22 protein-coding genes are annotated in these 23,811 nt (G+C 31.6%); 15 read left to right on the forward strand and 7 right to left on the reverse strand.

Going from position 1 to position 23,811, the window contains the following annotated elements; all coding sequences use genetic code 11:
- The first annotated feature begins 36 nt into the window (after positions 1–36).
- Positions 37–1,260, forward strand: a complete 1,224-nt coding sequence (locus tag N1F78_RS12745) for an ATP-binding cassette domain-containing protein (RefSeq protein ID WP_406683545.1) — start codon at positions 37–39, stop codon at positions 1,258–1,260.
- On the opposite strand, the gene N1F78_RS12750 is transcribed toward N1F78_RS12745, so the two are convergent.
- On the reverse strand, positions 1,253–2,293 hold the full coding sequence (locus tag N1F78_RS12750) for a GMP reductase (protein WP_406683546.1): 1,041 nt from the start codon (positions 2,291–2,293) through the stop codon (positions 1,253–1,255). The genes N1F78_RS12745 and N1F78_RS12750 overlap by 8 nt on opposite strands.
- A gap of 129 nt (positions 2,294–2,422) precedes the next feature.
- On the opposite strand from N1F78_RS12750, the gene N1F78_RS12755 reads away from it, so the two are divergent.
- A complete protein-coding gene (locus tag N1F78_RS12755; RefSeq protein WP_406683547.1) occupies positions 2,423–3,841 on the forward strand; it encodes a response regulator in 1,419 nt (472 codons plus the stop codon).
- A gap of 2 nt (positions 3,842–3,843) precedes the next feature.
- On the opposite strand, the gene N1F78_RS12760 is transcribed toward N1F78_RS12755, so the two are convergent.
- Together N1F78_RS12760 and N1F78_RS12765 are read right to left on the reverse strand one after the other, a co-directional pair.
- Complete coding sequence (locus N1F78_RS12760) at positions 3,844–4,224, reverse strand: Rid family detoxifying hydrolase (protein WP_406683548.1); 381 nt, start codon at positions 4,222–4,224, stop codon at positions 3,844–3,846.
- Positions 4,225–4,234: 10 nt separating this feature from the next.
- Complete coding sequence (locus N1F78_RS12765; RefSeq protein ID WP_406683549.1) at positions 4,235–6,955, reverse strand: putative LPS assembly protein LptD; 2,721 nt, start codon at positions 6,953–6,955, stop codon at positions 4,235–4,237.
- Between the two features lie 151 nt (positions 6,956–7,106).
- On the opposite strand from N1F78_RS12765, the gene N1F78_RS12770 reads away from it, so the two are divergent.
- The 10 genes from N1F78_RS12770 to bshA all read left to right on the forward strand — a co-directional run bounded on the left by N1F78_RS12770 (position 7,107) and on the right by bshA (position 18,558).
- On the forward strand, positions 7,107–8,222 hold the full coding sequence (locus N1F78_RS12770; RefSeq protein WP_406683550.1) for an N-acetylmuramoyl-L-alanine amidase: 1,116 nt from the start codon (positions 7,107–7,109) through the stop codon (positions 8,220–8,222).
- 142 nt (positions 8,223–8,364) lie between these two features.
- On the forward strand, positions 8,365–9,306 hold the full coding sequence (locus N1F78_RS12775; RefSeq protein ID WP_406683551.1) for an MlaD family protein: 942 nt from the start codon (positions 8,365–8,367) through the stop codon (positions 9,304–9,306).
- 1 nt (position 9,307) lies between these two features.
- Entirely contained in the window at positions 9,308–10,612 is a 1,305-nt protein-coding gene (locus N1F78_RS12780; RefSeq protein ID WP_406683552.1) for a 4Fe-4S dicluster domain-containing protein, read from the forward strand.
- Positions 10,613–10,630: 18 nt separating this feature from the next.
- Positions 10,631–11,275, forward strand: coding sequence for a hypothetical protein (locus tag N1F78_RS12785; protein ID WP_406683553.1), 645 nt, complete (start codon positions 10,631–10,633; stop codon positions 11,273–11,275).
- Positions 11,276–11,286: 11 nt separating this feature from the next.
- Positions 11,287–12,066 (forward strand): (Fe-S)-binding protein, encoded by a 780-nt coding sequence (locus N1F78_RS12790; protein ID WP_406683554.1) that lies wholly within the window; start codon positions 11,287–11,289, stop codon positions 12,064–12,066.
- A gap of 2 nt (positions 12,067–12,068) precedes the next feature.
- A complete protein-coding gene (locus N1F78_RS12795; RefSeq protein ID WP_406683555.1) occupies positions 12,069–12,572 on the forward strand; it encodes a hypothetical protein in 504 nt (167 codons plus the stop codon).
- Positions 12,573–12,586: 14 nt separating this feature from the next.
- Positions 12,587–13,072: an ABC transporter ATPase gene (locus N1F78_RS12800; RefSeq protein ID WP_406683556.1), complete on the forward strand. Its 486-nt coding sequence runs from the start codon at positions 12,587–12,589 to the stop codon at positions 13,070–13,072.
- A 74-nt stretch (positions 13,073–13,146) separates the two neighbouring features.
- A complete protein-coding gene (gene serB, locus N1F78_RS12805) occupies positions 13,147–14,370 on the forward strand; it encodes a phosphoserine phosphatase SerB (RefSeq protein WP_406683557.1) in 1,224 nt (407 codons plus the stop codon).
- Positions 14,371–14,499: 129 nt separating this feature from the next.
- Positions 14,500–17,418 (forward strand): glycoside hydrolase family 3 N-terminal domain-containing protein, encoded by a 2,919-nt coding sequence (locus N1F78_RS12810; protein WP_406683558.1) that lies wholly within the window; start codon positions 14,500–14,502, stop codon positions 17,416–17,418.
- A 3-nt stretch (positions 17,419–17,421) separates the two neighbouring features.
- Positions 17,422–18,558 (forward strand): N-acetyl-alpha-D-glucosaminyl L-malate synthase BshA, encoded by a 1,137-nt coding sequence (gene bshA, locus N1F78_RS12815; RefSeq protein WP_406683559.1) that lies wholly within the window; start codon positions 17,422–17,424, stop codon positions 18,556–18,558.
- Here bshA and N1F78_RS12820 read toward each other — a convergent pair whose 3' ends face one another.
- The 4 genes from N1F78_RS12820 to N1F78_RS12835 form a co-directional block, all read right to left on the reverse strand.
- Positions 18,559–18,930, reverse strand: coding sequence for a VOC family protein (locus N1F78_RS12820; RefSeq protein WP_406683560.1), 372 nt, complete (start codon positions 18,928–18,930; stop codon positions 18,559–18,561).
- A 39-nt stretch (positions 18,931–18,969) separates the two neighbouring features.
- Entirely contained in the window at positions 18,970–19,389 is a 420-nt protein-coding gene (locus N1F78_RS12825) for a DUF1801 domain-containing protein (RefSeq protein ID WP_406683561.1), read from the reverse strand.
- 88 nt (positions 19,390–19,477) lie between these two features.
- The gene (locus N1F78_RS12830) at positions 19,478–19,966 is read right to left on the reverse strand and encodes a hypothetical protein (RefSeq protein ID WP_406683562.1); all 489 of its coding nucleotides are present in this window, start codon (positions 19,964–19,966) and stop codon (positions 19,478–19,480) included.
- Between the two features lie 174 nt (positions 19,967–20,140).
- Entirely contained in the window at positions 20,141–20,983 is an 843-nt protein-coding gene (locus N1F78_RS12835) for a UDP-2,3-diacylglucosamine diphosphatase (RefSeq protein WP_406683563.1), read from the reverse strand.
- A 248-nt stretch (positions 20,984–21,231) separates the two neighbouring features.
- On the opposite strand from N1F78_RS12835, the gene aroC reads away from it, so the two are divergent.
- From aroC to N1F78_RS12850, 3 genes are all read left to right on the forward strand, one after another.
- The gene (gene aroC, locus N1F78_RS12840; protein ID WP_406683564.1) at positions 21,232–22,293 is read left to right on the forward strand and encodes a chorismate synthase; all 1,062 of its coding nucleotides are present in this window, start codon (positions 21,232–21,234) and stop codon (positions 22,291–22,293) included.
- A gap of 140 nt (positions 22,294–22,433) precedes the next feature.
- On the forward strand, positions 22,434–22,970 hold the full coding sequence (locus N1F78_RS12845) for an acyl-CoA thioesterase (RefSeq protein ID WP_406683565.1): 537 nt from the start codon (positions 22,434–22,436) through the stop codon (positions 22,968–22,970).
- The gene (locus N1F78_RS12850; protein ID WP_406683566.1) at positions 22,967–23,788 is read left to right on the forward strand and encodes a sulfurtransferase; all 822 of its coding nucleotides are present in this window, start codon (positions 22,967–22,969) and stop codon (positions 23,786–23,788) included. The genes N1F78_RS12845 and N1F78_RS12850 overlap by 4 nt, the downstream gene beginning before the upstream one ends.
- Positions 23,789–23,811: the final 23 nt, after the last annotated feature.

Raw genomic sequence — 23,811 nt, forward strand, 5'->3', positions numbered from 1 at the left:
TATTTAATCAATTTTAAATAGTTTAGAGTTTAAAATATGAAAGGGCATATAGCTATTTATATATCGAATAAAGACGATAAAAAATCATTGATTTCTAGAATTTTGCAAGGTAAGGTTGTAAATGAATTAAGTGATTTAAAGGGTGCCCTTTTTTCTGAAATTACCATCAACAAGTTTATTGAAGAAGAAAAACGTCATGGTATAGTTGATGTTGCTACTGCAAATAATAAGAGTTTAACCACCTCTTCTGAAGGTGAAAGAAAAAAGGCATTAATAAAACATATTGTTTCTACTGAACCGGAATACCTTATTGCAGATAATATTTTTGGAAATTTGGATGTTGAGGCTCAATATCAAATGGCATCCATCATAAAAACCTTAAGTAAAACTATTCCAATAGTACAAATAGCAAATAGAAAAGGAGAAATATTATCCTTTATTGATAAGGTTTATAAGCCAAAGGGAAAATCCATAGAAATAATAAGTGATTTTGAGAATTTAATTACTAAATCTTCTAAATTATTTATTCAAGATTTACCAAAGCCCTATAAAGAAGTAAGTGCAAATAGTAGTTCTTTGGTTAAGTTTAATAAAGTCTCTGTTTCATATTTTGAAAAACCAATTATTAAGGATATTTCTTGGGAGATAAAAGAAAAAGAATTTTGGCATTTAAAGGGGCCCAATGGTTCAGGAAAAAGCACCATATTGTCTTTAATAACTGGTGATAACCCTAAAGCATTTAATCAAGATATTCATCTTTTTGGAATTAAGAAAGGAAGTGGCGAAAGTGTTTGGGAAATTAAAAAGAAGATAGGCTACTTCACATCAGAAATGCTTCAAGGATTTAAAAGGTCTGATACTATTGAGAGAATGATAATTTCCGGTTTTTATGATTCTGTAGGATTATATAAATACCCAAATGAAAGCCAAATACTCCTTACACATCAATGGTTAAGATTGTTAAATATGTTTGATGTTAAGGATAGAAACTTTCAAACGCTTTCAAGTGGCCATAAACGTTTGGTTTTAATTGCAAGGGCTATGGTTAAGCATCCGCCATTACTTATTTTGGATGAGCCAACTAATGGTCTTGATGATTATGATTCTATTATTTTTGCAGAACTAATTAATAAAATAGCAAAAGAAAGTAATACGGCTATTTTATATGTTTCTCATCGTCAAGAAATCGGATTAAATCCAGATTTTATTTATGAATTAATCCCAAATAAATTGGGTTCTTCAGGAGAACGAATTACTTAGAATAAACCTTGTTTTCTTGTTCTGCAACTCTAATAAATGTGGTACGCTTTGTAAGTTCTTTTAGTCTACTAGCTCCAACATATGTACACGTACTTCTTAATCCACCTAAAATATCTTGAATGGTTGCATCCACATCACCTCTATAAGGAACTTCAACAGTTTTACCTTCGCTTGCTCTGTAATTAGCTACGCCACCAACATGTTTTTCCATAGCTGTAGAAGAACTCATTCCGTAAAATTGTCTATAGGTTTTACCATTTTTCTCAATACTTTTTCCACCACTTTCATTATGGCCAGCTAGCATACCACCAAGCATTACAAAATCTGCCCCAGCACCAAAAGCTTTAGCTATATCACCAGGAGTTGTACAACCACCATCACTAATAATTTGTCCACCTAAACCATGAGCAGCATCTGCACACTCAATAATAGCAGATAATTGTGGATAGCCTACACCTGTTTTTATTCTTGTTGTACAAACGGATCCTGGACCTATTCCTACTTTAACAATATCAGCTCCAGAAAGGAGTAATTCTTCAACCATTTCGCCGGTAACAACATTACCAGCTATTATTACCTTATCAGGGTAAAGTACTCTAGTTTTTTTTACAAAATCAGCAAATAATTCTGAATACCCATTTGCAACATCTATACAAATGAATTTTAAATTAGGATTATGCCTTAATATTTCAGCTAATTTTTCTGAGTCTTGTTGGCTAATGCCTGTACTTATAGCAATAAAATTGGAGTTTTCTTTTGTTAAATTCAAAGAGAAGGTATTCCAGTCTGAAATTGAGTAATGCTTATGGATAGCGGTAAAAATTTTTTTTTCAGATAAGGCTTTAAACATTTCAAATGTACCTACTGTATCCATGTTAGCTGCAATTATAGGAATACCTGACCAGGTGAAAGAACTGTGTAAAAATTTGAATTCCCTTTCTAGATTCACCTCAGATCTACTTTTTAATGTAGAACGTTTTGGACGAATCATTACGTCTTTAAACCCCAATTTAATATCATATTCTATTCTCATATTGGTATCATATTTTGTTATTTAAAATTACAATTTTTTAGTTAATATCTTTGATTTAATGCCAATGAATAAATCTTTTTATTTTGATAATTGTATATTTATAAACTAGTATTTTTTACACGTTTTTAAATGAATATTCTTTTAAAATATATAAGGTCTAACATAAAAAAGATTTTGTCTTTTTTTACTTTTTTATCAATTACAATAATACTTTTGTTAGGGTATGCTTTTTTAGAGAAGTTAATTGATATTGAGACTGTAATATTTTCTCTTTTTACATTGGCAATTGTTCAAATTTTTGTTTTACAATATTTTTTAAAAAATCAATTGAAAAATGATGTCATTAGGTCTAATCTCAGTACAAGAGTTCGTGAATTAAAGCAAGGCTTAAAAGAAACAGAAAGGCTACTAGAACATAAATCTATTTATTTAGCAAACATGAGTTATGAGGTTAGAACGCCTTTAAGTACAGTGCTAGGTATGCTGAATATGTTAAAGCAAACAGATTTGAATAGTGATCAACAGGCTCAAGTAGAAATTGCAGAATATTCTTCAAAGCATTTATTACAGTTGGTTAATATGGTAACCGATAATGCAAAAGTTGATAGTGAAGAAACACCTGAATTAAACTTTTTAGCCATAGACTTGGAATTAGACCTAACAAGACTTTTCAAAATTTTAGAGTATCAAGCTTGGGAAAAGGGCTTGAATTTTGATTTTAAGTTTTTATCTGAAGAAAAAGATAAGTTTCTGGTTTTAGGTGATTCTGCTCGTATACAACAGGTATTAATCAATTTAATTAACAATGCTATAAAGTTTACTAATTCTGGTAAAATCTCTATTATTGTTGATAAAACAGTCGGTATTGATAATGATCAAATAGTTACTTTTTATGTAAAAGATACTGGTGTTGGAATGAAGGCTGAAGAAGTAGGGCGTATTTTTGATAATTCAGGGAATTCTTATGATACATCTGATATTAAGGATTATAGGGGAGGTGGAATAGGTTTGCATATTGCTCATCAATTGGTTAAGCTTATGGGAGGCGAATTGAAACTTGAAACTAAGGAAAATGAGGGCTCCACTTTTTATTTTAGTTTGCAGCTTAAAAAGACATTAAACGTGAAAATTGAAGAAGCTGAAGTTCAACCAGTTTTACAAGATAAATTTAGTGTTTTGGTAGCAGAGGATAATAGAATGAACCAAAAAGTTATTAAGTTTTTATTAGAGCGTCAAGGTGCTGATTGTACCTTTGTTAAGAATGGTTTAGAAGCTTTAGAACTTTATAAGATATTGGATTTTGATATGGTGTTTATGGATATTTATATGCCAGATATGGATGGTTATGAAGCTACTAAGTCTATAAGAAAAACAGAAAAATACCAAACAAATAAAACGCCTATAATTGGGGTTTCTGCTAGTGCTTTTGAAGAGGATATTTCTAATGCAAAATTGGCAGGAATTGATGATTATTTGTCAAAACCCATTGAGGTAGAGAAACTTAAAAAACTGTTACTTAAATATTCAAGTAATATTTCTTTGGCATAATTTTATTTTTGAGCAATCATGCTAATTTCAACGTTTACATCTTTAGGGAGTCTAGCCACTTGAACAGTTTCTCTTGCCGGGGCCGTAGCTTCATTAAAGTAGCTTCCATAAACGTTGTTTATTAACCCAAAATCATCCATATCACTAATGAAAATGGAAGACTTAACCACATTTTCAAAAGTCATGTTAGCAGCTGCTAAAACAGCTTTTAAGTTTTGCATAACCTGATGTGTCTCAGACTCAATATTATCTATTACTAAGGCCCCGGTTTCAATATTTATAGCTATTTGACCAGACATGTATAGCGTATCATTTTTTAGAATGGCTTGATTATAAGGGCCTAAAGGTTCGGGGGCGCTTGAGGTTGTTATTATTGTTTTCATAATAATGAGATTATAAGTTTATGTCTGGTTGTCTCCGTTTTTCGTATTTTAAATCTTGTAAAATACTTGATTTAATTCCAATAAAGAAATTCCAAGATTTGTTAGCGCTAAAAGGTATCCAACTAAAATTCATTTTCCAACTTAATAGGTCTCTTGAAAATCGTAATTGAGTATAGGTAAATCCTTTGTTTTTTAAATCATAACCAGAGGATGCACCTACCGACCATTTCTGAGTTAATTCAATATCACCTGAAAACATAAGTGAATGGGATGATATTTCGTTCTGACGTCTAGAATTGGAATAATTCATAGAATATGCTAACCGTAAATTCCAAGGTATTTTATGGTTGAAGAAAGAAGTAGGTTCTTCTTCTTCCTTTTTTTTGTCGTCCTGATCTTCTTCTCTACCAATTTGTTGATTCGCAAAATCTAAATTTTTCGGTAATACATCGTCTGGGTTGTCGTTATTAACATCATTTTTATTCTTGCTGTTATCCTTACCCTTTCCCTTTCCTTCATTCGATATTGACCAACTTGTTGTTAAATTGGCACTTGTTAACCTAAATAAACTTCCGCCATTATCAATATTGTATTTATTTATTTTAGTGTTGTTATTGTCAAGGGCATATGGGTCTAAGGTAGCCCCAAAATTAATACTCATTTTGTTTTGAAAAAGCTGGGTGCTTCCACTTACTCTAACAGGACTCCATTGTAAAGAATCTGCCGCAAAATTATAGGAGCTAGAAAAGTTTAAACTGTTTAAAAGTTTAATCTTTTTATCTTCTGTAGCCGTACTATCCTTATCTTTTACTTTTGCTTCTAAGTTATTAGAAATAGAAATGCCCATGGAACTTGAGAAATTTCTATTAGGAGTACCAAAAATTGATTCTTCAAATCTAGTAAAATCTACATCTTCAGTAGTCAGTCCATCAGCACTAACAACTTCATATGTATCATAATACTTGTCAAATGCTGGATTTATATTATAGCTAATAGATGGCCGCATTACATGTCTAATAGCTTTAAGCTTAGGGTCTTTACCTTCCTTTTCAAAATTAAACATACCATAAATAGTAGTTCCTAAACTAGTGCTAAAATTATACGTTCTAAATGAATCAAATCCATTTATTGTTTCGGTTACTGTTTCTAGCTCTGTGGTGTCATAAAACTTATCTATCGTCTTAAATGTCCAAACTTCATTAAAATTAGCACTGGCGCTAACACTAAAATGATCAAAAATTTTAAAGTTTGTACTTAAAGGAATAGAGTGTTGAAACCCAGATTTGGCATCCTCAAACATTTCTTTTTTAAAGAATAAAGAATCAGTAGTTGTTATTCTATTTTCACCTCTAACACTATATTGAAAGTTTATGTTTTGAAGAATTCCTTTTTTAGTTCCTGATTTGGAAGCAAATGGGTACATTCTACCAACACTACCTTGAAAGGTGGGAAGTGTCATATTAATAGTTTCCGTGCTCGTGTTTTGAGAATGGGTAGCTGTTAAACTAAAATTAACAGCAGGTTCTCCTTGAAAGGTTTTAGAGTAAGATACCGATGATGATAAAGTATTGGTTAAATAATTACTACCTGAGTTAATTTGGTTTAAAGAGCTCTGATAATATGTACTACTACCTAAATTTACTGAAGCAGAAAACCTTGAATTCGGATTAGCCTTAGAGTCTTGACTGTGAGACCATCTTATATTATATATAGTATTTCTTGCATAATCAGAGAAGCCAAGTTCTGAAGTGATTAAGTTTTCATATCTAAAATTCACGTTGCCTCTAAACTTGTATCGTTTTGCGTATGAACTTTCTAAACGTAAACCGTAGCTACCATTGGTGTAATAATCGCCTAAAACAGCTAAGTCTACATAATCATTAATTGCAAAATAATAACCTCCATTTTGTAAAAAATAACCACGGTCATTCTGTTCTCCAAATGATGGAATTATTATTCCTGAGGTATGTTTTTCACTCTGAGGGAAAAAACTAAATGGCAACCAAACAGGGGTTGGTACATCATAAATATACATTTGAGCAGCTCCAGTTACAATTTTTTTACCAGGAACAATTTTTGCTTTAGAAAGTCTTATGTAATAATCAGGGTCTTCAAGATCTTCAGAGGTGGTATATTTGGCATTTCTAATAAAGTAAACCGAGTCATTTTCTTTTTTAGTAATATTCGCTATTACCGTACCGTCTCCTTGTTCCGTGACAGAATTGTATATCAAGGCTCTTTTGGTATCAGTATTAAAAATAATAGAGTCTGGTTCTACAATATTGCTACCTTCCGTAAGCACAGGTTTTTGAGTATAACCTCCTAAGGAGTCTTCTATTCCCTTTGCATAAACAGTATTTTTATTATAGTCTATTACAATGCTTCCAGCGGTAATATTCATATTACCATAATCAATTTTAGCATTTTTGTATAGATAAAGTTTTTGCTTTTTTTGATTAAATCTAGTGTAATCTGTTGCCGAATACTTCACTATATGTTCTAAAAGCTCTTTAGGTTTTATAGAATCAGTAGCCGTTGAGTCTTGACCTTTTTCAGTTATTTCAGGCGTATTAATTTTATCAATGTCATCAGCATCAATAACCAAAGAATCTTTAACAGGATTTCCTATAATAGGCTTGGGTTTTTGAGGTATGTCTTGACCATGGCTTAAAGTGTTAATAAACACTGTAAAACTTAGAGCAAAAAGTATTTTAAAGTTGTTTCTATGCAACGCTTTTAGTGTATTTTTGTAAAAGTATGGCTCGGTTTTTGAAATGCCAAAATTACATATATTTTTTCTGTGTTTGATTTAAATTTTAAAATAAAATCAAGACCCAAAGAAATGAGTAATAAACCGAGTTTTTTATCCGTTTATAATAGTTATGCAAACGTACAGATTATCCCTTTTCGTATTAATTATAACAGTATTAACATTTTCTTTTAATTTACCTGTTTATGGGCAATCTGCCTCTAATCCGTTTGTGATAATGATTGACCCAGGTCATGGAGGCAGAGATACCGGAACACCGGGAACTGGTCGGTATAAAGCTACTGAGAAAGACATTGCTCTAGATGTTTCATTAGCTTTAGGAAAAATGATAAACGAAAAATTGTCTAATGTTAAGGTAGTTTATACAAGAGATAAAGATGTTTTTCCTACTTTAAATGGGAGAGCGATTGCAGCAAACAAAAAAGACGTTGACTTATTCATTTCTATTCATTGCAATGCCCAGCCTGGAAAGAAAGGAACGGCCTATGGTTCTGAAACTTTTGTATTAGGAACAACTAAGAATAAGCAAAATTTAGAAGTAGCCAAACGAGAGAATAGTGTAATGGCACTAGAGGAAAATACTGAGGTATATAAAGAATTTAACTCTAGCTCACCTGAATTTTTATTAGGTCTTGAATTGGCTCAAGAAGCATATTTAGATCATAGTATTAAGTTAGCCAGATTCATTGAGGATGAATTTCAGATAACGGCAAAAAGAAGGAGTAGAGGCGTAAAACAGAACATTTTTTATGTTTTGGCTTATACCTACATGCCTAGTGTTTTAGTAGAACTTGGTTTTTTAACTCACAAGAAAGAGGAGGACTTTTTGAACTCTAAGCATGGGAAGAATTTAATGACTAAATCTTTGTTCATTGCTGTTGAAAAGTATTTAAAATATCTTAATATTAATGCTAAGGAGACGGTTGCTTTTGTTGAGGATAAAGAAGTAGAGCAGGTCTCAAATCATATAGAATTTAAAGTACAAATAGCGGCAAGTTCTAAGGCCATAGAAACAAAGGCTTATAATTTTAAAGGGTTAAACAAAATATCAAGAATTAAAGAAGGTAGCCTTTATAAATACTTTTATGGAAGCACAACTAATTATGAAGTAACAAAACAATTAGAGGAGGAAGCTCGCAATAAAGGCTATGGTTCAAGTTTTGTTGTTGCGTTTAAAGATGGAAAAAAAATACCGTTAATAGAGGCTTTAAAAACTATGGCTAATTAATTCTGTTCTTTTTAAATTTATTTTAAATTTGTTTTTAAATGCATTTATTTCAAAATGAATCTTAATGTTCTAAAATTTTATAGATTATAAGATTGATTAGATTAATTACATCTACCCAAATCAATTAAACAACAACCGCCAGATGAAAATATCAAAAGAAGTAAAAACAGCTGTATTAGTACTTTCAGGAATAGTGCTCTTAATTTTTGGTTATAATTATTTAAAAGGACAAAATTTACTAGATTCTTCAAGGGTTTTTATTACAGAATATCATAATGTTGAAGGTTTAACTCCGTCAATGCCAGTTACCATTAGCGGTAAGGTTGTAGGTAAAGTTTCTAAAATAAATTTTAAAAATGATGGTTCAGCAGACTTAATGGTTGAATTATTAGTTGATACCGATTACCAGTTTTCAAAAAACAGTAAAGCTGAATTGTACGAAACCGGTTTAATAGGCGGAAAGGCAGTAGCAATTATGCCAGCTTTTGATGGTGCTGAAAACGCTAAGTCTGGAGACAAATTGGAAGGAACTTTAAAAGCTGGTTTAAGTGAATTGGTAAATCAAAAGTTAACACCACTACAAGATAAATTAGGTAGTATGTTAGTAAGTGCTGATGCGCTTCTTAAAAATATAAATACACTTTTGGATGATAAAACTAAATCTAGTTTGAAAGCTAGTATTTCTGGTTTAAATGAAACTATAGTAGAGTTTAAAGTTACTGCCAAATCTTTAAACGGATTAATAGCAGATAATGATAGTTCTTTAAATAAATCTTTAAAGAATGTTGAAACAATTACCGCTAACTTTTCAACTGTTTCAGATTCTATTGCCAATTCTAATGTAGGGGAGACTATTAAAAATTTAGAGTCAACACTAAAGAAGTTTAATAGTATTCTTGGAAATATAGAAAGTGGTGAAGGCTCTATGGGCAAACTTCTTAAAGATGAGGCTTTATATAATAACCTAGAAGGGGCTACAGGAGAGCTAGAGGCGCTTTTAAAAGATATTAAACTGCATCCAAAACGCTATTTTAGAATACTATCTAAAAAAGAAATCCCTTACTCAGAAGAAGAAACTAAATAATATGACGTATTTGCCAAACATAATTTTTGCAATTCTACTAATATTAGGAATTGGTTATTTTACAAAAAACGTAAAAAAGCTAATTAGGAATATTAAGCTAGGTCAAGATGTTGATGTAAGCGATAATAAATCACAGCGCCTTAAAAACATGATGATGATTGCCTTTGGGCAAAGTAAAATGGTGCGTCGTCCCGTAGCAGGAGTTTTACACGCTATTGTTTATGTGGGGTTTATAGTTATCAATATTGAAGTGTTAGAAATTATTATTGATGGGGTGTTAGGTACACATAGAGCATTTTCAGGTATTGTTAATGTCTATGGTATTTTAATAGGGGTTTTTGAAATACTGGCAGTGTTAGTTTTAGTTTCAGTCATTGTTTTTTGGATAAGAAGAAACATTATTAAACTAGCACGTTTCTGGAAAAGTGAAATGACTAGTTGGCCAAAAAACGATGCCAATTATATCTTGTACTTTGAAATGGTACTTATGACCTTATTCTTAGTTATGAATGCAACAGATATAACATTTCAAAACATGAACAATGGTAACCTAATCAGTCAATATATAGCGCCATGGTTTAGTACCATACCAGAAAACACGTTACCCATTATTGAAAGAAGTGCTTGGTGGCTTCACATTATTGGTATTTTAATCTTTTTAAACTATCTGTATTTTTCTAAGCATTTACATATATTACTGGCTTTTCCCAACACTTATTATGGGAGTTTAAAACCAAAAGGGCAGTTTAATAATTTAGATTCAGTTACTAATGAAGTTAAATTAATGATGGACCCTAATGCAGATCCATTTGCTGCTCCGGCAGAAGATTCAGAATCAGAAGAACCAGCAAAATTTGGAGCTAGTGATGTGCAAGATTTAAGTTGGTTACAATTACTTAACGCATATACTTGTACAGAATGTGGCAGATGTACTTCATCTTGTCCAGCTAATTTAACTGGTAAAAAACTATCTCCTCGTAAGATTATGATGGATACTAGGGATAGGTTAGAAGAAGTTGGTAAAAATATTGATTCTAACGGAGAGTTTAAAGATGATGGTAAGCAATTATTAGGAGATTATATAAGTCATGAAGAGCTTTGGGCTTGTACCACATGTAATGCCTGTGTTGAAGAATGTCCAGTTAGTATAGATCCATTGTCTATAATTTTAGATATGCGTCGTTATTTGGTTATGGAGCAAAGTGCTGCACCTACAGAATTGAATAATATGATGAGCAATATTGAAAATAACGGAGCACCATGGCCTTATAATCAAATGGATAGGTTAAACTGGAAGGAAGATTAGTAGTTGAAATTAGCAGGAATGAATTATATTTTAAAGTTTGTATTGGCATTTAGTTTCCTATTAGGAAGTGTTAATGTTATTAGCTCACAAAATTCATCAAAAGATTTGTCTGTTTTAGTTGATAAAATGTTTAGTGATGTTATAAACAAAGATTTTGAATCTTTATTAGACATGACACATCCAAAGGTTTATGACATTTTGCCTAGAGCTAAAATGTTATCTGTAATAAAAATGATGTTTGAAGGAAATGAAGAATATTCAATTGAAACTGCTAAAGAAGCTCCAGAATATGTTGTTTCTGAAATTTATAAAGGCAAATCAAATAATTTGGAATATGCCTTTGTTTCATATGATATGGATATGAAAATGACATTTAAAAGTCAAGAGTTTGATGATGAAGCCATAAAAATGATGACAACTATGATGAAAGCACAAGGTATGGATGTTGAGTTTGTTTCATCTAATACACTTGAAGCAATAGTGAAAAACAGTATGACAATTCTTTTAAAAGAAGATGCTACAGAGGGTAAATGGGTACTACTTAATTATGATGCAGACTCGCCTTTATTCTATCAAGTGGTATCATCAGATTTAGTTGAAAAAGCAAAAAAATATAAACAAGACTTGATGCTGGTTAGCAAAAAGCAAAGTGAAACTAATTAAACCAAGAAGGTATGATTGTAAAAACAATGGAAGACTTTATGGCAGAAGGCAAGAAACCTGAGGTTTTGTTTTGGGTTGGTTCAGCTGGTAGTTTTGATGATAGAGCAAAAAAAATAACAAAGGCATTTGTTAAAATTCTTAATAAAGCCAATGTTGATTTTGCAGTATTAGGTACAGAAGAAAGTTGTACTGGCGATGTTGCAAAACGTGCTGGTAATGAGTTCTTATTTCAGATGCAAGCTTTAATGAATATTGAAGTTTTAAATGCTTACGAAATAAATAAGATAGTTACATGTGACCCGCATTCTTTTAATTGTTTAAAAAATGAATACCCTAGTTTAGGAGGAAATTATGAGGTACTTCATCATACTCAGTTTATTCAAGAATTAATTAAATCGGGGCGCTTAACTTTAAAAGGTAATTTGTATAAAGGAAAACGTATTACTTTTCATGATCCTTGTTACCTTGGGAGAGCTAATAGTGAATATGATGCGCCAAGGGAAGTGCTTAAGAGTACAAATGCAAGTATTGTTGAAATGAAACGACATAAACTTAATGCCTTATGTTGTGGAGCAGGAGGGGCGCAAATGTTCAAGGAGCCAGAAAAAGGAGATAAGGATATAAACGTTTTAAGAACCGAAGATGCTTTAAAAACTAACCCTAATATAATTGCAACAGGTTGCCCTTATTGTAATACTATGATGACTGATGGTGTTAAAGCAAAAGAGAAAGAAGCAGAGATTTCAGTTTTAGATATTGCTGAACTCATTGCTAATTCTGAAGAACTATAAGTATGGAAAGTAAAATATGTCCGGCTTGTAAAAATGAAAACTTAAGTAGAGCAGATAATTGTCAAATATGTGAATTTCCATTTACTGGAAGTGAAAAAGAAAAATCGCTTCATATAGGGAAGTTTATTAGTGATAAAGGAATTATTATTGATTCTGAAGATTCTTTAAATAAGAGTAGAAACTTACTTTTTTTAGCAGCAGGTTTTTATATTTTAGGCGCTATTATCAATTACTCTCTATTACTGAATAATTTGTTTGCCTTAGTTTTTAATGTAGTGGTAATATTGATTATTGTGGTAAGTGGGGTACTCTTAAAAAAATCTCCCCTAATTTTTTTGTCAATACCTTTAATTTTATTGATAACCATTTATGCTATTAATTATTTAGCAGATCCAAATACATTAATTAATGGGATTATTTTTAAAATGATAATTTTAGGAAGTTTAGGATATAGTATATATAATTATTTAGCTTCGAAGAAATTTAAGAAGAAATACAATTTATAGCCATTTAAACAAGCATGCTAGTAGATTTTAAAACATTACCAGAAGAATCAAGAGTTTGGGTTTACCAAGCCAATCGTTCATTCACAGAAGAAGAAATAGCTGAAATTTCAGATAAATTAGAGACTTTTATTGAAAACTGGACTGCTCATGGAGGTGATCTACATTCTGGTTTTCAAATAAAATATAAAAGATTCATCATTATTGGGTTAAATCAAGATTTAAATGCAGCTACAGGTTGCTCAATAGATGCATCTGTACATTTTATTCAACAATTAGAAAAAGAATATAATGTAGATTTAATGGATAAAATGAATGTGTCATACAAGCAAGGTGAGTTTATAGCATATAAATCACTCGCAGATTTCAAAAAAATGGCTAAAGATAGAGCGGTTTCAAAGAAAACCATTGTCTTTAATAACCTTGTTACTAATATTGCTGAATTAAATGACAATTGGGAAGTTCCCGCAAGTGATAGCTGGCATAACCGATTTCTTAAATAAATTTTATTTCACTTCTTTTCATATTTCAGATAGAATGTTGATTTTTACAGCTTTTAAAGCGCAATTCTAAAAAAATGGCTAAAGATATTTTCTTATTAAATATTTCAGGACAAGATAAACCTGGATTAACCTCTGGATTAACCTCAGTATTGGCAGAATATGGTGCTAAGGTTTTAGATATTGGTCAGGCAAATATCCATGATACTTTGTCTTTGGGTATCATGTTTGAAATTCCAAAAGGCAAAAAATCTGCTGCAGTATTAAAGGATTTGTTGTTTAAGGCCTATGAACTTGGGCTTACTGCAAAATTTACACCTATTTCTTTAAATGACTATGAAGATTGGGTAAGTCTTCAAGGAAAAGATAGATACATTGTAACCATTTTAGGAGAGAAACTGGCTGCTGAACAAATTTCTGAGGTTACTAAAATAGTTTCAGAGAAGGGATTAAATATTGATGCTATTAAACGTCTTACTGGTCGTTTGTCTTTAGTCAAAGAAGAGGAATACCCTAGAGCGTCTATTCAACTTTCTATTAGAGGAAAAATAGACAGTAAAGCAGAGTTTACAGAAAAATTCATGCAAATTTCACAGGAATTAGATGTAGATATTGCATTTCAGGAAGATAATATCTATAGAAGAAACAGACGATTAGTATGTTTTGATATGGATTCTACGCTTATTCAGACTGAAGTTATTGATGAATTAGCTGAATTGGCTGGTGTAGGTGAACAGGTAAAGGCCATTACAGAATCTGCAATGCAAGGTGAAATAGATTTTAATGAGAGTTTCAAAAAACGAATGAAGCTTTTAGAGGGACTAAGTGAAGAAGTGTTGCATAATGTAGCTGTTAACCTACCTATTACCAAAGGTGCAAAAAGACTAATTGATACTTTAAAAAGTTATGGGTTTAAAACCGCTATTTTATCTGGTGGATTTACATATTTTGGTCATTATTTACAAGAGCAACTTGGTATAGATTATGTATATGCTAACCAGTTAGAAATTAAAGATGGTGCTCTAACAGGGAACTATTTAGGCGAAATTGTAAATGGGGAGAAAAAAGCAGAATATCTTAGTGAAATAGCTAAAAAAGAAGGTATAGATATTAGCCAGACAATTGCTGTTGGCGATGGAGCAAACGATTTACCTATGCTTAATCTTGCTGGTTTAGGAATTGCATTTCATGCCAAACCTACTGTTAAAGAAAATGCTGAAAGTTCTATTTCTAGTATAGGTTTAGATGGTGTGCTTTACCTTTTAGGGTATCATGATAGGCATATTGACCTTATAGAATAAAACCATAAATGGTTAATTTCTTATTTATAAAACTATCTTAAAGTCTTTTTATCTTGTTGCTAAAAGTAGTATTTTGGCATGATTATTAATATTAAGTACCTAGTATTAATAATGCTTAACAAATCTTTTATGCGTCAAATCTTAATTGTTCTAACTTCTCTTTTTATTTTAAATACTGTTCAAAGTCAATCGGTTTCTAATCCTTTACTTTCTACAGATGCTGAAGCCCAAAAAAAATGGGTAGATAGTATTTATAATACCTTGTCCTTAAAAGAGAAAGTGGGTCAACTTTACATGGTTCAGGTTATGTCTAATCAAGACATGTTAACCAAAAACAAAATTGTTAAGTTAATACAAGATCATCATATTGGAGGAATTATTTATTCAAATGGCGGTCCTGTAAAGCAAGCCAAGTTAAACAATGAGTTACAGTCTATTTCTAAAATACCCATGCTTATTGGAATGGATGCTGAATGGGGCTTAAGTATGAGGCTTGATTCTACCTATGCTTTCCCTTGGAATATGACATTGGGGGCTATAAAGGATAATGCCCTAGTAGAAAAAACTGGAAGACATATTGGAGAACATTGTAAACGCATTGGTGTACATTTTAATTTTGCCCCCGTTGTAGATATAAATACCAATCCTAAAAACCCTATTATTGGCAATAGATCTTTTGGAGAAAGTAGAGATAACGTAACAGAAAAAGCTATAGCTTTTATGAACGGAATGCAAAGTGCAGGAGTGTTGGCTAACGCTAAGCATTTTCCAGGTCATGGAGATACAGATCAAGACTCCCATAAAACCTTACCCACTATTAATTTTGATAAAAAACGGATAGACTCTGTAGAGTTGTACCCTTATAAAAAACTTATTAAAGAAGGGCTTTCAAGTGTTATGGTTGCTCATTTAAATGTACCAAGTTTAGAAGATAAGACAGGATATCCTTCATCATTATCAAAAAATATAGTCACCAATATTTTAAAAGAAAATTTAGGTTTTCAAGGACTTATTTTTACAGATGCATTAACTATGAAAGGTGCTGCAGATTTTGATTTAACAGGAGAAATAGATGTGGCAGCTTTTAAGGCAGGAAATGATGTTATGCTAATGTCCGAAGATGTTGAGGTTGGTATTTTAAAAATAGTTAGAGCTTACAATAACGGCGAAATTACAGAGGCACGATTAGAACATTCAGTTAAAAAAATTCTTCAAGCCAAGTATAAAGTTGGATTGGATAATTATGAGCCTATTGGGTTATATAATCTAAACAAAGATTTGAATAGGTTAGAAGATGATCTGTTGTACGAAGAACTTATAGAAAATGCTATAACCATTGTTAAAAACAAAAATGATTTACTTCCTCTAAGGCAGTTGGAAACTAAAAAAATAGCCTATGTTCAAATGGGAGATGATAATGGTTCTGCATTTTTAAATGAGTTAAGAAAATACACAAAAGTTCATCATGTAAAATCAGAAATGCTAGATGATTTAATGGGTAAATTAAGAGCATATAATACGGTTGTAATTGGTTTACACAAGTCTAATGCCAATCCATGGAAATCGCATAAGTTTACCGATAAAGAATTAGTCTGGCTGCAAGAAATTGCAAGAACCCATGATGTGATTTTAGATGTTTTTGTTAAGCCTTATACTTTAACAGATATTAAAACCATTGAAAATTTTGAAAGTATTGTGGTTAGTTATCAAAATAGTAAGATAGCCCAACAAAAGTCGGCTCAAATTATTTTTGGAGCTTTGAAATCTAAAGGAAGTTTACCGGTGTCAGCAGGTACATTTTTTAAAGAAGGTGATGGGATTATATTAAATGAAATTAAAAGGTTGGGATATGCCTTACCTGAACGCGTTGGCGTAAGCTCGGAGAAATTAAAAAAAGTAGATTCTATAGCACAGTCTGCAGTAAACCGTAATATGACCCCTGGTATTCAATTGTTAATAGCCAGAAAAGGAAAAGTTATTTATAATAAAAATTTTGGAAAGCATACCTATGAGGGGAAAGAGAAAGTTGGCTTTGATGATATTTATGACTTGGCTTCCTTAACTAAGATATTAGCTACTTTACCGTTATTAATGGAAATGGTAGAAGATGGTTTAGTGTCATTAGATACTAAACTCTCTGAAATTTTACCAGAATATAAAGGGTCTAATAAGGAAGATATTTCTATAAAAAAAATGCTTTCTCATTATGCTAGATTGAGACCATGGGAGCCATTTTATTATCATACCTTAGATACGGTAACCAAGAAACCAAGTGAGAAATATTACAGAAAAAGTAGAACGAATAATTTTAATATTGAAGTCACTAAAAACCTTTATTTAAGGTCTGATTATCAAGATTCTATTCAGAAAATAATAAGAGAATCAGAATTGTTGGATAGATTAAAATATCGCTACAGTGATTTTCCTTATTATATTTTAAAGAAATTTATAGAAACTCATTACGACAAAGGTTTAGATGAGTTGGTGCAAGAGCATTTTTATCAACCATTAGGTGCAAATAATACTTTGTATAATCCATATCATACCATTAGTAATAAGAAGATTGTACCAACTGAAGTTGATGATTATTATAGGCACCAAAAGATTCACGGGTTTGTTCATGATATGGGAGCTGCAATGCAAAATGGTGTAGGAGGGCATGCAGGCGTATTTAGCAATGCTAATGATGTTGCTAAAATTATGCAGTTGTTTTTGCAAAAGGGTTTTTATGGTGGTAAGCGTTATTTAAAACCAGAAACCATTGATAAGTTTAATACGTGTTACTTTTGTGAAAAGGATAATAGGCGAGGGGTGGGTTTTGATAAACCGCAGTTAGAGGATGAAGGACCAACATGTGGCTGTGTGTCTATGACGAGCTTTGGACACTCTGGCTTTACAGGAACTTATGCATGGGCAGATCCTGAAGCTGAATTGGTTTATGTTTTTTTGGCCAATAGAACTTATCCTAAAGCTGGAAAAAACCTGTTGTTACGAGAAAATATTAGAACCGAAATACAACGCTTCATTTATGAAGCTATAGAAGATTAAATTATGAACATAGGGATTGTTTGTTATCCTACATTTGGAGGAAGTGGTGTTGTTGCTACAGAACTTGGTTTAGAATTATCTAAACGCGGGCATGAAATTCATTTTATTACATATAGTCAACCGGTTAGACTTGAGTTGATAAGTAATAATGTTCATTATCATGAGGTTAATGTTCCTGAATACCCTTTGTTTCATTATCAACCTTATGAATTGGCATTATCAAGTAAGTTGGTAGATATGGTGAAGCTTCACAAAATTGAAATTCTTCATGTTCACTATGCTATTCCACATGCCTATGCGGCGTATATGGCAAAAAAAATGCTTAAGGAAGAAGGTATTCATTTACCAATTGTTACCACACTTCATGGAACAGATATAACCTTAGTTGGAAGTCATCCGTTTTATAAACCAGCAGTAACATTTAGTATTAATAAGTCTGATGCGGTAACGGCGGTATCAGAAGACTTAAAAAAGGATACTTTGCGTTTATTCGATATTAAAAATGAGATTAACGTTGTTCCTAATTTTATTGATTTAGATAAATACAGTAAAAAGTTTAAGGACTGTCAACGTGGAATGATGGCGGATGAGGATGAAAAAATAATTACACATATAAGTAATTTAAGACCAGTAAAAAGGGTACAGGATGTAATTAGTGTATTTTATAATATTCAAAAAGAGTTACCTGCTAAATTGATGTTTATTGGTGAAGGCCCAGAAAAAGAAAATGTTGAAAAGCGTTGTATGGAGTTAGGTATTATTGATAAGGTTATTTTCTTTGGAAGAAGTAATGAAATAGATAAAATTCTTTGTTTTAGCGATTTGTTTTTACTGCCTTCGCTTACTGAAAGTTTTGGATTAGCGGCTTTAGAGGCTATGGCGTCTGGTGTTCCTGTTATTTCTAGTAATACAGGGGGTATTCCAGAAGTTAATATTCATGGGTATTCTGGTTTCTTAAGCAATGTTGGTGATGTAGAAGATATGACTAAAAACGCTCTTCATATTTTAAGCGATAATCAGAGGTTAAAGACTTTTAAAGATAATGCTAGGGCTCAATCCTTGAAATTTGATTTACATAAAATTGTACCTCAATATGAAGCTATTTATGAAGACACTTTAACTAAGTGTTTAGTGCTTTAGTTAAACATGCTGATCTATCAGAATTGTATTTCCATCAGGATCTGAAACCACAAAACTTGCTGGTCCTGTTTTAGACTCATCAGCTTCATTGATAGGTTGAATGCCATTTGATTTTAAATGCTTTTGAATGGTTCTAACATCATCAAAGGATTCCAACGAGTTAGCGTTTTCATCCCACCCAGGATTAAACGTTAGAATATTATTTTCAAACATACCTTGAAATAAACCAATTAATGCATTGTTGTTTTTCATTATGAGATAGTTTTTTTCAATATCTCCAGCAAACACTTCAAAGCCTAAAGTTTCATAAAATTCTTTTGATTTGTGTATGTCCTGAACAGCAAGACTCACAGAAAAAGCACCTAGTTTCATCTGTTTAGATTTTTTGTTTTTATAAATGTACCAAAAAAACTAAACACCTAATGTTGGTAAATGTTTTACTTTATGATAGGTTAAGGTGGCTTTAATGCAAGCTTTTAATGGTTCTATTTCCAACTCATCATTAACATGAAAAATAATAGCTCGTTTACCCTCGAACTTAAATGTGTTTTTGAAAATACTTCTAAAAGTAGACACCAATCTGCTTGTGCATTGAAAATACATGGCATATTGATTTGGGGTTTTTGATTTCCAATCAATTCTTAATGTGCTTCCATGTTTAGTGACATAACTAGGTTCTCCCCATTTTAGGGTTTCCTCTAATGTGTTAAGGTTATCAATTTCTTCTGCAGTTTTTATAATTAGAGAGCGAAGAGCAAACATTTTATCCTTAATAGGTTCAGGATAGTTTAAAAAAACCGATTCAACTTTTATGTTTGTTTTAAAGTTCAAAATACTTGAAATGAATTTATAATATAGATATCAAGTTAATAAAAAAACCTCACGATAGTGAGGTTTTTTTATTATCATATTTTTCAATTTAGAACTGATAACGAATACTAAGTGCAATATCAAAATCTAAATCATTATTGTCATATAAATCTTCTCCGAACCCTATTTCTGGCCTAAAGTCTAAGGATAATAGTAAAGGAATTTCAAAAGCATATTCAATACCAATATCACCAGCGGCAAAAATAAAAGTATCAGTATCATCTATTCCTGGGGTATTTATACTAAAAGAACCAATACCACCACCAGCACCTACGTACCAGTTAAAAGCACCATCTAAAGGCATGACCCATTGGTATAAACCAGCTAACTTAAAGCCATCATAATTATTTCCATCTCTCCAACCTAAATCTAATTCTAATCTATTCTCCTCGCTTAATTTTCTTTGATATGATATTTCAGCTCCTAAGCCATTACTATCTCCTAACCTTAAACCAATAGCGTTATCTGCTATATTTTGCGCATTTGTTGTAAATGCAAATCCTATAACCGCAAATGATAATAAAAATAATTTCTTCATAAGTTTAATTTTTGTTGTTCAAAATTTAGTACTACTAATTAAATACGTTGTTTTTTCTAATTCAGATTAGTTATACAAAAATAACGCCAAAGAAGTTGGAATATTTAATATTTAATAAATAATTGTTTGTGAAGATTTTCAACATATTATAAAACAATTCATTGAAAAAATAAATTATTTGCTTTTATGTTTATCAACTATGGTTATGGCTGCAATTAAGTCTTTAATTTCAAGATCTTTCACAGCTTCATCTGTATAAAAAGGTGCCAATTTGTCTTTATTATAGTTGTAAATTTTCCAGCGTTTAAACTGGTATTCTAAAGCAGTAAAGTTTTCAACCCAATCTCCTGAGTTTAAATACATGGTTTTACCATTTTTATTTTCCTTGAATTCCATTTTTGGTTGATGAATATGACCGCAAACAACATAGTCATATTCATTTTCAATAGCTAAATCAGATATTACAGTTTCGTAATCATTTATAAATTTAACTGCCTTTTTTACGCTGTTTTTTATTCTTTTAGATAATGAATAACGTTCTTTACCTCTTTTTTCTAAATACCAATTAATCAGTCTATTTAATAGAATGAGTAAATCATAACCATATCCCCCAAGTTTTGCCAACCATTTAGCTTGTTGTATAGATACATCAAAAACATCGCCATGAAAAAACCATCCCTTTTTTCCATCCATTTCTAATACAAGTTTATCTACAATAGATATATTTCCAATGTTAGTGCCGCTAAATTTTCTTAGCATTTCATCATGATTACCAGTTATGTAGTATACTTCAACACCATCTGCCGCAAAATCCATAATTTTTTTAATTACCTTCAAATGAGATTTAGGAAAGTACCGTTTACTAAATTGCCAAATATCAATTATATCACCATTTAGTATTAATTTTTTTGGGTTAATACTGTTTAAATAGGTGAGTAAATGTTTTGCATGACAACCGTATGTTCCTAAATGAACATCAGATATTACAGCAATTTCTATTTTTCTTTTAATTTTCAATATAAGCGTAACTTAGAACGGTACAAATAACTACATTTACTATTATGTGAAGTTTACCTTATAATTATCTAATTATGAGTATATTGTTAAGCAATTGTTATGGTATAAATTAGGCCATAAAGTTTTATAGAATTTCATCAATTTAGGTTTTATTATTTCCATTAAATGAATTGATATTGCTTAAAATTGATGTTAGTTTGATTTTTGTTTCTCTTAGAATAGATTTACTTTAGCAAAAATTTTTAGACATGGCTGGTAATTCCTTTGGAAAACTATTTAATTTAACTACTTACGGAGAGTCTCATGGTACTGCTTTAGGCGGAGTTATTGATGGGTGTCCTCCTGGAATTGAATTAGATTTAGCTGCTATACAACAGGAGTTAGATAGACGTAAGCCAGGGCAATCAGCTATTGTAACACAACGTAAGGAGCCAGATACGGTTAAATTTCATTCAGGAATTTTTGAGGGTAAAACTACCGGTACGCCAATAGGTTTTGTTATTGAAAATACTAACCAAAAATCTCACGATTACTCACATATAAAAGATAGTTACCGTCCAAGTCACGCAGATTATACATACGACCAAAAATATGGTATAAGAGATTACCGTGGTGGCGGACGTAGTTCTGCAAGAGAAACCTCATGTAGAGTTGTAGCAGGAGCTATTGCTAAGCAGCTACTTAAAAATGTAGAAATTACTGCTTATGTATCTAGTGTTGGTACTATGAAATTGAATAAACCATATACGGAATTAGACTTAGCTAACGCAGAAACTAATATTGTAAGGTGTCCTGATACAGAAATGGCTTCTAAAATGGAAAGCTATATAAAGGAAGTGCGCGGTAAAGGAGATACTGTTGGTGGTGTTGTTAGCTGTGTTATCAAAAATGTGCCAGTAGGTTTGGGTGAACCTGTATTTGATAAACTACATGCCGAATTAGGTAAGGCAATGTTATCCATCAATGCCGTAAAAGGTTTTGAGTATGGTAGTGGTTTTCAGGGAAGTACTATGTATGGTAGCGACCATAATGATGCTTTTAACAATGATGGTTCTACAAAAACCAATTATTCTGGCGGAATTCAAGGTGGTATTAGTAATGGTATGGATATATATTTTAGTGTAGCATTTAAACCTGTAGCTACATTAATTCAAAAATATGAAACCATAGATAAACATGGTAATACTGTAGAAATGCAAGGTAAAGGGCGTCATGACCCTTGTGTAGTTCCACGTGCAGTGCCAATTGTTGAGGCTATGGCAGCTTTAGTTTTGGCAGACTTTTATTTAATTAATAAAATGTATTCTTAGAAGCTGTTTCCCGCTTTCAGTAGTCGCTTTTTTAATGCTAAAAAGAGCTCCAACAAATACTTCAATCGGGGCTAGGGTTTTTGTTGTTATCTATTATTTCGGCTAGAAATGTTTATATTTATAAGTAATCCAACCAACCTATGCTATATTACTGGTTACATATTATATATGTTTATATTGGTTCTAAATTTTTGTGGAAGCGTGTTAATTTAGCCAAAGACTTCTCTAGGATAAGGCGTGTTAGTGTTTTAGATTGTGATGCCTTTAGGTTTATGGCAAATTCTAAGTATTTCTATTACATGGATTTAATCCGACTAGAAATTACTTTTCGCACAGATTTGTATAAAAACACTATTAAGAAAGGAAAGTATCCTGTAATTGGTTCTCAAAAAATAATTTATAAAAAACCTTTAAAACGGTGGACAAAATTTAAAATCACCCTTATTTTAGAAGGATGGGATGATAATTGGGTATATCATCGTCAGGTTTTTTCTAGAAATAATGAAGTTTATGCTATTGGCTTTACTAAAGTGGGATTTTGGTATAAACATAAAATTCAAGACATTAAACCTATTATTTTAGAGAGTGGAATTACCCAAGATGAAATGCCAGTTTCAGAAGAGGTTTTAAACTTTTTCACCAACGATTATAATATTTTAAAAACGTCTAAAAAATGAATCAACCTTTAGGTAGCCCTATTGTTTCTGTTAAATGGCTTTATAGTAATTTAGAAAACCCCAATTTGGTTGTTTTAGATGGTACAATAAACAAGATTTTTAATACTGAAACCCAACAAATACCAAAGGCTCGTTTTTTTGATATTAAGAAAAAATTTAGTGATATAACGGGTGAATTTCCAAGTACTTTCCCTTCAGAGTTTCAATTTCAAGAAGAAGCCAGAAATTTAGGTATCAATAATAATAGTATCATTGTGGTTTACGATGATAAAGGTATTTATTCCAGCGCACGTGTTTGGTGGCTCTTTAAAGCATTTGGTTATAATAAGGTTTCGGTTTTAAATGGCGGATTCCCAGAATGGACAAAACAAGGGTTACCAAAAGAAAGTATGGCACAGTTTATTGGAGAAAAAGGTGACTTTAAGGCTAATTTGCAGCCTGGTTATATGACTTTTTTTAATGGTATGCAAAAGGCTTCTAAAACAAAATCACATACCATAATAGATGCGCGTTCTAGCGTACGTTTTAATTGTGAAGTTCTAGAACCAAGAGAAGGGTTGCGGTCTGGCACGATACCAAATTCTATCAATTTACCTTTTACCGATTTATTAGAAAACGGGTTATTAAAAGACAAAGCAGATTTAAAGACCATTTTCGCTTCTAAAATCACAGATGAAACCAAAGCGGTTATATTTTCTTGTGGCTCTGGTATTACGGCTTGTGTGTTAGCACTAGGGGCAGAAATTGCAGGGTATAAAAACCTAGTAGTTTATGATGGTTCTTGGACCGAGTGGGGGAGTTTGCAACCAGTTAGGTGAATTTTTAACGAACATTTAGGGGT

Source organism: Seonamhaeicola sp. MEBiC01930 (assembly GCF_045277075.1).
Taxonomy (GTDB): Bacteria; Bacteroidota; Bacteroidia; order Flavobacteriales; family Flavobacteriaceae; genus Seonamhaeicola.